The organism is Janthinobacterium algoris (assembly GCF_051380935.1).
GTDB lineage: Bacteria > Pseudomonadota > Gammaproteobacteria > Burkholderiales > Burkholderiaceae_D > Janthinobacterium.
Genome location: NZ_JBNYXZ010000025.1, coordinates 33,047 through 45,682, shown reverse-complemented (window position 1 = coordinate 45,682; position 12,636 = coordinate 33,047). Strand labels below are relative to the sequence as shown.

The following is a 12,636-nucleotide window of genomic DNA, read 5'->3' as shown; positions in this document are numbered from 1 at the left end:
ATTTCTTTGTTGGCACATTTACGTAAACGGCACGCCGGCCATTCGCTTGCTCAAGGTTGAACCAGATATTTGCAAAAATCTGTTCCCGCTGTGCGTTATGATTAAATGTGACGCGATCGATGCGAAAACCAGCTAGGAGCAAATCATGAACATTAACCCCATCCGTTCGACAGCGGACCATCGTGCGGCGCTGAGGGAGATTGAAGGCCTGATGATGGCTAGAATTGGCACGCCGGATGGAGATCGCCTTGATGTTCTGGCGACGCTGGTCGTGGCATATGAGGCCAGGAATTTTCCTATCGAGGTGGCAGACCCCATCGACGCCATCAAGTTTGCTTTAGAGCGGAAGAACCTTACCGTTCGGGACCTGCAGCCGATGATCGGTGGCTTGGCCCGCGTCTACCAAATCATGAACGGAACCCGCCCGCTTACTTTGCCGATGATACGGCGTTTACATGCGGGGCTTGGCATTCCTGCTGAGGCGCTGATCAAGCCGCGCAAACTGGCAGACCAGTCAGCTTAGTATTGGGCTGAGTTTGATGCTAGCAATACATAAGAATTGCCCGTAGCCGGAGCGTTTTCCTAAAGATGCCTACACTTTGGTATGGCGCAAACCATGGTTGAACAGTCAGGCGATCCTACAGGGTTCGACGCTACGTGTTGGGTATCGGGCTGGTTGCTCAAACCGCTGCTAGCATTGGCTGGTGCGACTCCTGCAAGCTATCTGGACACCTTTGTGGGCCAATAGCTGGTTGCAGAACTGTTGTCCATGAGCCAAAGCGGAGCATACGCATAGCCCTTTCAGCCAGCTGCAGGAACGAAAATACCTTGTTTTGACTGACGGCCGAAGCTGTATCAAAGTCAAAGCGCCGTCAGTCAAGGTTCGGTTAACGTTTCTTGTCCGACTGCGATACCAGCGAACCAGCTAGCGATCTGGTGGTAGCTGCTGAATTAGCGTTCTGAAGCGCCGTGGACGCTTTCGCTTCCATTGCCTTGCCCGTCACTTTTTGAGTGCCAGATTGTGCCAGTGCGCTGCCCGCTAAGCTACGTTGCAGTGTCGAGGCGTTCGGATTGCTGAGCGTGCGCCCTGCTGTAGTGGCGACCTTGCCGCCAGTGGTTTTACCTGCCATGCATTTCTCCTTAAAAAGAAAACCCGGGATATCCATATCTAGTAAATCTATTAGATATTCACACTATAGGTAGTATTTTTCCAAATGCAAGTAATTTATTGTCAACAGGAAGAATATGAAATGTGGGAGCTATCCAGGTCATCGCTATAGATGCAAAGACACCGAAATTGTTTGGCTTCACATCAAAAATTCCTAAGCTGGCAGCAAAGGCACTCAAATTGTTGTGTGGATTTCGATAAGTGACTTTGCGGGGTGACTACAAGGTGCCATGATGCTCTGCTCTCGAGTGGAGGCCGCTCAGCTCACGAATAGTGTCTTGCTGTGAAACCAGCGTTGCTTGCGCAGTCCCTAATGCAGCCTCCAGCGTGCGCGACTGGTTTGACTGCACCTCGATTTGCGCTGCCGCCTGCACCAATTGGTCCCCAAGTGCCTCTATCAGCCGCTCGTTGCTGGCGACTTGAGCCAATATCACTTCGACTTGGTGCGCGGCACTTTGACTGGCGGCAAGCTGCTCGGTTAATCGGCGCCCTGCTGTCTGCTCATCATACAGCGACTTTTCGGCCTGAGAGAGCGCAGTAACCAGCCGCGCAGCTTCCTGATTTAAGCGAGTCGATTCTTCCTGCTTTTGTATAAGGGTATGTTGCTGTTGTCGCAACTCTGCTTGCACTTGTTGGAGCTGTTGCTCGTGGCGCCGCAAATCCTGGTCACGTTGTTCTTTAACGGATTGCCTGTAATGTTCTAAGGAATTGCGTGCATGTGTATGTTTTTCTTCCAGTGATTGCCGGTGCACCTCGTTCTCGGCCAAGCGCTCTTGGAGGTCAGCCACCTGCTGTTGCGCAATGTGTCGTGAGATCGCTTCCTCTTGCAGACGGACATCGGTGACGACATGCATTCTCCCCATTTCTTCGACGCGCTCCCTGGCCTGGCGCAGTTGCTCCTCCAACGAAGCCAGATCCTGCTGCAAGGCAGCCAAGTTTACCGCATGCGCCTGATCTTTCTGGGCACTGACCGCTTCAATCACTGACACCCGTTCATTCGCCTCATCATGCAATCGCGCTGCCAGTCGCGTCACGATATCCTGCAGCGCATCGCTGATCGACACTTTGCGACCATCGATACTCCCCTCCTCCGCTTCCAGCTCTTTCAGATATTTATGGATAGTGGTTTTGGAGCCCGTGTTGCCCAACGCAACACGCACTGCGTCAACCGAAGGATGACGCCCCTGCGCAAGCAAGGCATCGCGTGCTTTTTTGACATCAGAATGATAAAGTCCAGCACGAGCCATGACCACTCCATGAAATAAGATAACGTCTTACATACCATGTAATTACATACCATTTTTAGAGAAAATCAAGGCGAGATTCTGCTTGAAATTGGGGCCGGATAATATATGGTTATCCTGTGTCAAACGTCTTTTCGTGCCATTTTGTCCGCGTTTGCTGTACATTTGCCGATAGCACCGGACATAATTGGCAACGCCACTAGCGACGATCTACCCAGCCGACCTTACCCGCCCGCTTTTTCTGCCTTACCATGCCATGTCTGATATCGACCTCTTTCTGCAGGCTGCCACGCGCGAGAACACGCGAAAGAGCTATCGAAGCGCGGTCCGCGACTTTGAAGTTGAATGGGGTGGTTTTTTGCCGACGACGTCCGATAGCGTGGCACGCTACCTAGCCGACCGAGCCGGCAAGTATGCCATCAACACCCTGCGTCAGCGATTGGCCGCATTAGCCCAGTGGCATCTCGACCAGGGCTTTCCCGACCCAACCAAGGCTCCGGTAGTACGCCAAGTCTTACGCGGTATCCAGACGCTGCACCCAGCCGAGGAAAAGCGGGCAAGACCATTCCAGATCGATCAACTCATGGCGGTCGATCACTGGTTGACGGCCAACGTCGACGCCGCGCAATCCCAGGGTGAAGTGGCCACCGAGTTGCGGTACCGCCGCAACAAAGCGTTGTTTCTCCTCGGTTTCTGGCGCGGGTTTCGCGGCGATGAGCTGACGCGCTTGCAGATCGAGCATATTCACATCACGCCAGGTGAAGGGATGACTTGTTTCTTGCCGCGCACCAAAGGCGATCGCCAGCTCAAGGGTGGCAATTTCAAGGTGCCGTTGTTGTCGCGCTTGTGCCCGGTCAGCGCTTATGAGGAATGGATCGCCGCAGCGAAATTGACGGCTGGACCGGTGTTTCGTGCCATTGACCGCTGGGGCAACATCGGCGTCAACGGATTGAACATCGATAGCTTGGTGCCGCTCCTGCGTAATATCCTGCAAGAAGCTGGCGTGGATGCACCTGAGTTGTACAGCGCCCACTCGCTGCGCCGCGGCTTTGCCACCTGGGCGACTGCCAATGGGTGGGATCTGAAAACGCTGATGGAACATGTCGGCTGGAAAAACGCACAGTCTGCCATGCGTTACATTGACAGGGAAGATTCATTTAACCGGCGCCGCATCGAGCAGATCCTTCTTCCTCCTGCGAGAAAGTAATCAAACATTTGGGTTGGAGCCCGTATGCAGGGCCAACTGGCATGAAGTGATGGGGTTGATATGGGCCGTCCTCCCTGGAGGCGTCTCAGAAAACGGAAAGTAAATAAAGCAAAACTAAACTATTTTGCAGCGGCTCAGTGCCAGCTAAGTCATCCTCCGTAGTCTCTCCATTACGCAAATACCTGCGTTCTTTTTGGAGAAGCACCATGAATCGCTACAGCAAACTTTCTATCCTGGCCGCAGCCATCGCCGCTGCGGCCACCGTTGCCTATGCCGCCCAAGGCAGCATGGAAAACGATGCCATGGCCATCACCAAAGCCAAAATCCCGCTGGCTCAGGCCGTCACCACTGCCGAGCAACACGCCAATGGCAAGGCTGCACGCGCTGAGTACGAAAACTCGAAACAGGGTTGGGTCTACGACGTGGAAGTCGTCAGTGGGGCCAAGGTCTTTGATGTCAAGGTCGATGCCGACAAAGGCACGGTCATTTCGTCCGCCGAAGACAAAGCGGATCGTGACGACGACCACGACAAGCGAGATTGACTATACGCCACTATGGTCGGGGCATCCCTATGGGGTGATCCGGCCACGGAGAACAAATGGAAAACCTCAATCACGCACTATTTCTCTGGCTTAATGCACCAGAGCATCCAAGCACGCTGCTGTTGGCCGTCGCCACCATTTTCGCTGAATATGCCATTTGGGCGCTCCCGGCCATCCTCGGGCTCGGTTGGCTACGCGGAAGCGAACATACCCGCAAGATTTTGCTCGAAGCGACCGCGTCCGGTCTAGCAGGCTTGCTCATCAACCATATCATTGGGCTGGTTTCGCAACATCCACGTCCTTTCATGATCGGTCTGGGGCACACCCTGATTCCCCATGCGGCGGATTCTTCGTTCCCGAGCGACCATCTGACGCTCCTATGGGCCGTCGCCTTTAGTTTCCTGATGCACAGCAGCTCACGTGTGGCTGGCCTGGCACTGGCATTATTGGGGCTGCCTGTTGCTTGGGCGCGTATCTATCTCGGCGTTCATTTCCCGCTGGACATGGTGGGTGCGGCCATGGTCGGGGTGCTGAGTGCGTGGCTGGCCTTTCGTGAAGTACGCATGTATTTGCCCTCAGCTTACCGCCTTACCCTGAGCGTTCATCGAAGTCTCTTCCGAAAACTCATCCAAATTGGATGGGTGCGCAAGTGATGGGCCTATGGCTGGCCTAAGTTTGGCCGGTCAGACTTGCCCCAAGAACAACCAGCCCTTGCAGGAAACAACGCCATGAATACGCTGACCATGCCTTCCACATCAAATTGGCTCAACAAAGTCCCCGAAGTGACGCTCTCATTCTGGGTCATCAAAATCATGTCCACGACGGTCGGAGAAACAGGAGCCGACTTTCTGGCTGTCAATGCTGGCTTCGGCCAAAGCATGACTCGCACAGTGATGGGCGCGCTGTTGGCTGTTGCCCTAATCATACAGTTACGAACGCGGCGCTACACGCCCTGGATTTACTGGCTTTCGGTCGTGCTGGTCAGCGTGGTGGGCACCCAGATTACCGACCTGCTCACCGATGGGCTAGGCGTGAGCCTGTTTGTCAGCACGTCAGCATTTGCCGTGGCGCTGGCAGGAATTTTTGCGGTTTGGTATTGGGTGGAACGTACTTTGTCCATCCATGAGATTTTCACACGGCGCCGGGAGTTGTTTTACTGGTCTGCCATCCTTTGCACGTTTGCACTGGGCACGGCGGCGGGTGACTTGGCGACCGAAGCGATCGCTCTGGGCTTCACATGGGGGGCGATGTCATTCGGCATATTGATCGCTATCACCTATGCGGTATGGCGCATGGGCGGCAACGCCGTTCTGACCTTCTGGATAGGCTACATCCTGACTCGCCCCTTCGGTGCCGCACTTGGCGACCTGCTGACGCAGGCCAAGGCCTATGGGGGCCTCGGCATGGGTGCCATGTGGACCAGTGCTCTATTCCTGACCGTGATCGTGATGCTGGTGGCCGTCGCGCAGTTTAGCGTTGGCAATCGCATGAATGCACAAGCCGTCGAATAAACTCTATCGAAAAACTCAAGGAAAAATCATGCGCCATCTGCATTCGCTAACTCACTCCGTTACCGCACTATCGGCCATCGCTCTCTTGGCCCTTGCGGCTGGCTGCTCAAAGTCTACCAACACCGGTACGGCAGGCTCTGCTTCATTAAAAACAAGTCAGGCTACTTCTGCACTGCAGGCAAAGACTGCATCCAAGCTTGGGGATCTGTCTGCGTTTCGGACCATCGCCGCAGAGGTTGCTGCCCTCGTAGATAAAGGCGATCTGCCAGCTGCTAAAACGCGGATCAAGGAGTTGGAGGTGGCATGGGACTCGGCGGAAGCAGGCTTGAAGCCCCGTGCAGCGACTGACTGGCATATGCTCGACAAAGCCATTGACCGCGCCCTTAGCGCCCTACGTGTAGATGTACCCAGTCAAATCGACTGCAAAAAAGCTTTAGCTGACCTGATGACCATTTTTGACTCCCTCCAAGCCAAGCACTAACTAGTAAACAGGAATTGAGATGAATATTTCAACCGAAAAAGCATTAGGCAAAGTCCCTGAAGTGACGCTCGCTTTCTGGATCATCAAGATTGCAGCCACCACGCTCGGCGAAACAGCTGGCGATGCCGTTTCGATGTCGATGAATTTGGGGTACCTGATTGGTACTGCTATTTTCTTGGCGGTATTTCTGACAGCGGTATTTGCGCAAATCAAGGCCAAGAAATTTCACCCCTTCCTTTACTGGACAACCATCATTGCAACTACCACAGTCGGCACGACGCTGGCTGATTTTGCAGACCGATCGCTTGGTATCGGGTACGCTGGTGGCTCGACCTTACTTATAGCTTTGTTGTTCGGTTCCCTATTTATATGGCATCGAACACTAGGCTCAGTGTCGGTCAGCACGCTCAGTTCGCCGAAAGCCGAGATATTCTACTGGGTAACTATCATGTTTTCTCAGACCTTGGGAACGGCACTGGGCGACTGGACAGCCGGTACCGCTGGCTTGGGCTACACCGGCGCCGCTATAGTGTTCAGCGTCTTGTTGGCACTGGTCGTTGCAGCTTACTATTGGACAAATGTGTCGCGGACCCTGCTTTTTTGGACAGCATTCATTTTGACTCGACCTCTCGGTGCCGTGGTGGGGGATTTTTTGGATAAGCCGCTCAGTGCAGGCGGCCTGGCTCTGAGTCGTTACTCAGCATCAGCGGCATTATTCGCCTTTATTTTGACTAGTATTTTGCTATTCAAGCAAAGGGCTGCCAGAACAGCGCATTGAATTATCGGTATAAGAAGGAGGAATAATGCGAGTCTTGCTGGTCGAAGACGACACCATGATTGGCGAAGCCATCCAAGGGGCGTTGAAAGACGCCTCTTATGCGGCCGACTGGGTAAAAAACGGTCAAACTGCCCTTACGACACTGGGTTGCCAGCACTATGACCTGGTGCTGCTCGACCTTGGACTGCCTGGCAAGGATGGGCTGGAGGTGTTGACCAACATCCGCGCCAAGGACAACCCCGTTCCACTGCTCATCATCACCGCCCGTGACGGCCTCGATGATCGACTGCGCGGCTTGGATGGCGGGGCCGATGACTACGTGCTCAAGCCCTTTGAAATGGCCGAACTGCTAGCCCGCATGCGCGCCGTGCTACGACGCAAGGGAGGCAGCGCAACGCCCATACTCAGCAACGGTGTTGTCTCGCTTGATCCGGCCACGCGAGAGGCCGCAGTCAACAGTAGTGCCCCGGCGCAACTCTCCAACCGTGAGTTCGCGTTGTTGCAAGCCTTGCTGGCACGCCCCGGTGCAATTCTTTCCCGCAGTGATCTGGAAGACCGTATCTACGGATGGGGCGAAGAGGTGGAAAGCAACGCGGTCGAATTCCTGATCCATGCACTGCGGCGCAAACTGGGCGGAGAAATCATCAAAAATGTCAGGGGGGTTGGATGGATGGTTTCAAAAAACGTTTGAACGAGTCAGTCCAGTTCAAGCTGTCGTTTTCGCTGTCGCTGGCCATTTTGGTCATCGCAATGGTGGCTGGCTTATTTTCTTTCGTATCCGCATTCGACGAAGCCCACGAGTTGCAAGACGATATGCTGCGCCAAGTTGCGGCGCTGTTTGATCAGCAACACCTCCCGCTTACACATTTTGGAGACGATGGACGCGCCAAAGACAGCGATGAAGAGTCCCGGGTCATTGTCCAGTATCTAGCAAATGGCAGAAAGGTGACCGGAAAAGGTGAGACCGGAGCACCGCTGCCACTACCAATCACGCTACCCGATGGTCTGCATACGCTTGAAGTTAACGGAGAGCCGTTCCGTGTGTTGGTTAAAACAACGTCTAACGGCGAGCGTATCGCCGTAGCACAGGAAACTGGCGTTCGCGATGAAATCGCACGCGACAGCGCTTTGCGCACTTTGATGCCGTTGCTAATTCTGGTTCCAATCCTGCTTTTGATCGTGGCTGATCTTGTGCGCAAGATGTTCCGGCCCATCGCTTCTTTATCTGCGGAAATCGACCAACGCGCCGAACAAGAATTGCATCCAATCGAAGAAAAGCATCTTCCTGCTGAAGTACGACCGTTCGTGGTGGCAATCAATAGTCTACTTGCCAGAGTTGAGAAAGCGATGGAAGCACAGCGCCGGTTTGTCGCGGATGCGGCGCATGAGCTTCGCTCTCCGTTAACCGCCTTGTCACTGCAAGCCGAGCGGCTGGCCGAGGCAGATATGCCTGACCTTGCACGTGAACGTCTCAGGACATTGCGCCGAGGCATCGAGCGTGGCCGGAACCTATTGGATCAGCTTCTCACCCTGGCCAAGGCTCAGTCTGCGCTCGACCGACCCGAGTCGCCCGTATCAGTGCAGGACGTCTATCGACGTGTTCTGGAAGATCTTATGCCACTGGCAGAAGCCAAACACATCGATATTGGTGTCGAAGGAGAACAAGACGTCCTACTCTGGGTTAACGAACTGGACATGATTGCCGTCGTTAAGAATTTGGTTGATAACGCCATCCGTTACACGCCGACTGGCGGCAGGGTCGATCTTTCTGTCGCCGAGGAAGAAGGTCGCGCAATATTGCGAGTCCAAGATTCAGGGCCTGGGATTCAAGTAGTAGAACAAGATCGGGTGTTTGCCCCATTCTATCGCATTCTTGGGAGCGATCAGGTCGGATCAGGCCTGGGCCTTTCCATCGTCAAGGCAGTCACGGATCGGATTGGCGCTGAGATTCAGATAGGATTCTCAGACGAAGTGACGCATTCTGGCCTATGTATCTGTGTGCTCATGCCGCTGGCTAAACCACTTTAAGGAAATATATGGCGACATCAACTGGCTGGTTCTATTGGGCAATTCTATCCGCCGTATTTGCAGCACTGACTGCTATTTTTGCCAAGATAGGCATACAGGGAGTCGATTCCGATCTGGCCACATTGATCAGAACGGCGGTCATCATTGTCGTACTGACCGTGTTCGTGGCTTACACGGGCAAGTGGTCCAATCCCTTCGAACTTTCGCCGAAGACTTGGCTGTTTCTTGGGCTGTCCGGCTTAGCCACTGGCGCGTCTTGGGTATGTTATTTCCGGGCACTCAAGGTAGGAGATGCATCCAAAGTCGCGCCTGTGGACAAGCTTAGCCTCGTCTTGGTGGCTGTGTTCGCGTTCGCATTTCTGGGAGAACGGCTATCGGTCCGGGAGTGGTCGGGCATTTCGCTGGTCGCTGGTGGTGTTCTCTTGCTCGCCTTTAAGCGTTGATGTGTCTGATTGAGCTATGCTGCTAACGCACACCAAGATCACTGAACTCTCGATGGAAGCTGATGTGTGGCCGGGTTCACCCGGCACTTCACACATCTGAAAACCAGCGACACGGCCAAGGACAAGACCTTGCTGCTGACGACAATCCTGACCGATGCCATCAATCCTGGGCTAACCAAGATGGCCGAGTCCTGCCTTCGCAATACCTTCCGTCAAGCTGTCATGGCTACCCGTCGAAGGATCACGAGTTTGCTGATAACTTCCATACGCAATGGCATATATCTCATCACTTCGTCCGACAGCTCACAGATGATGATGCTTTACTAATGGATATGTTGTGGGTTTGGCTTCCGCGCTACAACGGCCATTCAGTGGAGCTGTATCGAGGAGAGAACATTGAACGGCTTGAAAGTGGTATGCTCGGAACCACATGGATCAGTAGGAAAGAAAAGGCTAGCATGTTCGCTAGCGACTTGAACACCGTAGGCAAAGGAGGCGTGATCCCTCAGACGTTAGCTGTAGTGACCTGCATTTGAAACTGGCCGGACCAGCATTCCAGCCGATTCTCGGCCAGGAATAACTGCAACTGACGGCCCCATCAAACCAGCATTAGCTGCAAATGAACCTGCATTTAGTCGCGCCGCCCGCCATCCTATCGCCGCGAACCAGCATTATCTGCAACTGACCAGAGTGTTCAACACGGTCTTGGTATCGGCCTCGATTTCGGCCAGCACGCCCAGCCAGTGACCTATTACTCGCTTGACGCTTGGTGCTGGCTGAGTGTCGCGCCAAACCGTCAGGATGCGTTGGTAGCCGACCAGATCGGCCCGTTGCACGCAGTACGCGGTCGTCATTTGAGTTGCCTCGATGTCGGTGAATTCTCCTGTGCGGCTGGTCTGCTCCAGCTGTCCGACATGGGCAGCCGTGTCGCTCTGGATGCCCCGCAGGTGCTCAATAATGAGCGGCAGGCCGGTCGGATTCGGCCAGGCCAGGATTTCGACTTCCTCGGTCGTGCCAGTGCCGGTAGCGATCCTCAAGACATCGTGCAAGCCCGCTCCGATCAAGTCTGCCTTCGGGATGTTCGTATGTGTCCACGGAAACAGCTCCTGCTTCTGTGCGACCAGCATGCGCAGGTCCTGTTTGAATCCCTGTTCAAAACCGGGAGGCGATGCCTCCTGGTTGTCGGCCTCGACCATTTTCCAAATTCGGTCGATGTGGTCCTCCTGCTCGGCGTTAGGAAACAGGCTTATGTTCCACGTCAGGAAGCAGCTCATTCGTTGGCCTGTTGCTCGGTTTCTGGCTTGTGGAAATGGTATAGCGTCTCTTGGGCTTCCTTAACCGTGCGGAACGGCCGTTCGACTTTTCCTTTGGAGCGCGCCGTTACTCGCTCGCCGTCCTTACCTGCGGGGATGTGCGTCATCCACTCGATGCCCAGCGCGTGCATCACATTCTGGAATACTCGACTTTCGGCGAGCGCACCAGGCCCATCGCTGTCTCGACACCATAGTCCTCCAGCAGCTCGATGGCCCGCTTCGTGGACAGGTGGCGGCCCTGCTTGTTGGTGGTGCGCAGCTTGAGGGCAGCGACCAATTCGCAGTACCGCTTCAGTTCCGATTTCGGCAGCACGCGCGGCTTGCCGTGATCGATACGGTGGACCACACGGGGCTTCAGAAAGTCCTTCAGGGCGCGATACACTGACGTGGTGGAGATGCCGTATAGCTCGGACATGGCGCGCACTTGAGCCGCACGTTCCGGACTTTTGTGAGGCAGACGGTCAAGCCGCTGCCGCAATTGCAGCAGCGATTCGACCGGAATCTGCTTACGCCACCCGGCTGCCACCGCTGTCAGCCTTGTCGAGGTAGTTGTAGAGCGTCGATTTGGAAATCCCCATCATCTTGCAGATTTCTTCGACGGTATGGTTTCGCTCCCGGTGCAGTTTGACGGCGAGCGCGAGCTTGACCGGATCGAGGCGTTTCGGCCTCCCGCCCATGCGGCCGCGTGCACGTGCCGCGACCAGCCCTGCCTGGGTGCGCTCGCGGATCAAGTTGCGCTCAAATTCGGCCAGCGCGCCGAACAGGTGAAAGACCAGCCTTCCGCCGCTCGACGTGGTGTCGATGTTTTCTTGCAGGCTGCGCAACCCGACCTTGGCGACCTCCAGCCGCTCGACCAGCTCGATCAGGTTCTTGAGCAGCCGGCCCAGCCGGTCCAGCCGCCAGATGACCACTGTGTCGCCGGCGCGCAGCATACTCATGAGGGTGGCTAGCCCGGTGCGGTCGGCTCGTGCACTGCTCACCATGTCTTCAAAGAGGCGTTCGCAGCCCGCCGCCAGCAACGCATCGCGCTGCAAGTCCAGGTTCTGGTCGTCGGTCGAGACGCGGGCGTAGCCGATCAGCATGGCGACTTACTAAATTGATCACGAAAATTCAGTATAGCTGGACTTTGAATATTGGAAAGGGATTGTGGATTGTCGGTGTGCTTGAGAAGGCCGCTATAAGCCGGCCGCGCACGGGAATCCAATAAACCCTCGTTTGTTGGGCGTCCGAATTACAATAAGCTCAGCGCTCCTGCTACAACCAACAACGGAGGAAACATGGATGTCGAAGTGTCACAGGTTGCAATCTTCCTGCGCCAAATTCGCAGCCGCTCGTATGAGCATCGTCAAGCTATGAATATACTTTCAGACGCTCGATTGGCGGGCCAGATGACAGCGATTCTCCGGCAGGAATTAGACTCAATGGCACGTGTCATCTACCTGCTTACTCAGACCGTAGAGCGCCGCACGCTGCTGATTGATACCTCAGTAGCCGGGAAGAAATGGCCAAAAATCACTGACAAGGAGATGGTTGACATTGCTCAAGAATTACAAGGCTGGACACAATCCGTCTACAAATTCAGCTGCGCATTTATCCATCTATCTGGACTGCACGACTACAAAGACCGCGATCCTCTAGCCCTACTTTCGCAAGAGGATCGATCGGCCATCCTTCACCATTGCCGCTACTATCATGGCGGGCCAATGCAAGAAGACGCCAGCTTCGATAACCTCATCCCATTTTTTCCTCGTATTTTTGAAAAAATCGCCAGCAACCTATATTGTTACCTTAGAGCACTTGAACGAGGCGAGGAGCTTGACATCCACGAGGTCTAGACCGAGATAATTTTTATGACCGTCGGCCAGATCGTCAGTCGCAGTTATTCCTGACCGGCGTCGATGGAATGCCGGTCGGCCACACC

At 54.7% G+C, this 12,636-nt stretch carries 15 protein-coding genes and 2 pseudogenes; 12 read left to right on the top strand and 5 right to left on the bottom strand.

The genetic code is table 11. The features are described from left to right. The first annotated feature begins 145 nt into the window (after nt 1-145). Complete coding sequence (locus ACQ4W7_RS26360) at nt 146-523, top strand: helix-turn-helix domain-containing protein (RefSeq protein WP_436534474.1); 378 nt, start codon at nt 146-148, stop codon at nt 521-523. A 364-nt stretch (nt 524-887) separates the two neighbouring features. Here ACQ4W7_RS26360 and ACQ4W7_RS26355 read toward each other — a convergent pair whose 3' ends face one another. Further along, a complete protein-coding gene (locus ACQ4W7_RS26355) occupies nt 888-1,130 on the bottom strand; it encodes a hypothetical protein (protein WP_436534472.1) in 243 nt (80 codons plus the stop codon). A 256-nt stretch (nt 1,131-1,386) separates the two neighbouring features. Continuing rightward, a complete protein-coding gene (locus tag ACQ4W7_RS26350; RefSeq protein ID WP_436534470.1) occupies nt 1,387-2,415 on the bottom strand; it encodes a DNA-binding protein in 1,029 nt (342 codons plus the stop codon). A 253-nt stretch (nt 2,416-2,668) separates the two neighbouring features. On the opposite strand from ACQ4W7_RS26350, the gene ACQ4W7_RS26345 reads away from it, so the two are divergent. The 10 genes and pseudogenes from ACQ4W7_RS26345 to ACQ4W7_RS26300 all read left to right on the top strand — a co-directional run. Then, nucleotides 2,669-3,619 (top strand): site-specific integrase, encoded by a 951-nt coding sequence (locus tag ACQ4W7_RS26345; RefSeq protein WP_436534468.1) that lies wholly within the window; start codon nt 2,669-2,671, stop codon nt 3,617-3,619. Between the two features lie 206 nt (nt 3,620-3,825). Then, complete coding sequence (locus tag ACQ4W7_RS26340; RefSeq protein ID WP_196855215.1) at nt 3,826-4,161, top strand: PepSY domain-containing protein; 336 nt, start codon at nt 3,826-3,828, stop codon at nt 4,159-4,161. Nucleotides 4,162-4,217: 56 nt separating this feature from the next. Then, nucleotides 4,218-4,814, top strand: a complete 597-nt coding sequence (locus tag ACQ4W7_RS26335) for an undecaprenyl-diphosphatase (protein ID WP_436534466.1) — start codon at nt 4,218-4,220, stop codon at nt 4,812-4,814. 75 nt (nt 4,815-4,889) lie between these two features. Next, a complete protein-coding gene (locus ACQ4W7_RS26330; RefSeq protein WP_436534464.1) occupies nt 4,890-5,672 on the top strand; it encodes a COG4705 family protein in 783 nt (260 codons plus the stop codon). Between the two features lie 28 nt (nt 5,673-5,700). Further along, on the top strand, nt 5,701-6,153 hold the full coding sequence (locus ACQ4W7_RS26325) for a hypothetical protein (RefSeq protein WP_436534462.1): 453 nt from the start codon (nt 5,701-5,703) through the stop codon (nt 6,151-6,153). Between the two features lie 19 nt (nt 6,154-6,172). Further along, a complete protein-coding gene (locus tag ACQ4W7_RS26320; protein ID WP_436534460.1) occupies nt 6,173-6,931 on the top strand; it encodes a COG4705 family protein in 759 nt (252 codons plus the stop codon). A gap of 25 nt (nt 6,932-6,956) precedes the next feature. Then, nucleotides 6,957-7,622 carry a response regulator gene (locus tag ACQ4W7_RS26315; RefSeq protein ID WP_076568645.1) on the top strand — a complete coding sequence of 222 codons (666 nt, stop codon included), beginning with the start codon at nt 6,957-6,959 and terminating at the stop codon, nt 7,620-7,622. Further along, nucleotides 7,598-8,959, top strand: coding sequence for an ATP-binding protein (locus ACQ4W7_RS26310; protein ID WP_436534458.1), 1,362 nt, complete (start codon nt 7,598-7,600; stop codon nt 8,957-8,959). Before ACQ4W7_RS26315 ends, ACQ4W7_RS26310 begins: the two co-directional genes overlap by 25 nt. Nucleotides 8,960-8,967: 8 nt before the next feature. Next, complete coding sequence (locus ACQ4W7_RS26305; protein ID WP_436534456.1) at nt 8,968-9,402, top strand: EamA family transporter; 435 nt, start codon at nt 8,968-8,970, stop codon at nt 9,400-9,402. A 13-nt stretch (nt 9,403-9,415) separates the two neighbouring features. Beyond that, nucleotides 9,416-9,631: pseudogene (locus tag ACQ4W7_RS26300) on the top strand (Tn3 family transposase); the annotation flags it as partial. Between the two features lie 442 nt (nt 9,632-10,073). On the opposite strand, the gene ACQ4W7_RS26295 reads toward ACQ4W7_RS26300, so the two are convergent. From ACQ4W7_RS26295 to ACQ4W7_RS26285, 3 genes and pseudogenes are all read right to left on the bottom strand, one after another. Continuing rightward, complete coding sequence (locus ACQ4W7_RS26295; protein WP_436534454.1) at nt 10,074-10,676, bottom strand: hypothetical protein; 603 nt, start codon at nt 10,674-10,676, stop codon at nt 10,074-10,076. A gap of 2 nt (nt 10,677-10,678) precedes the next feature. Next, nucleotides 10,679-11,217: pseudogene (locus ACQ4W7_RS26290) on the bottom strand (hypothetical protein); the annotation flags it as partial. A 4-nt stretch (nt 11,218-11,221) separates the two neighbouring features. Then, nucleotides 11,222-11,797, bottom strand: coding sequence for a recombinase family protein (locus ACQ4W7_RS26285; protein WP_436534452.1), 576 nt, complete (start codon nt 11,795-11,797; stop codon nt 11,222-11,224). Between the two features lie 195 nt (nt 11,798-11,992). On the opposite strand from ACQ4W7_RS26285, the gene ACQ4W7_RS26280 reads away from it, so the two are divergent. After that, the gene (locus tag ACQ4W7_RS26280; RefSeq protein ID WP_436534450.1) at nt 11,993-12,550 is read left to right on the top strand and encodes a hypothetical protein; all 558 of its coding nucleotides are present in this window, start codon (nt 11,993-11,995) and stop codon (nt 12,548-12,550) included. Nucleotides 12,551-12,636: the final 86 nt, after the last annotated feature.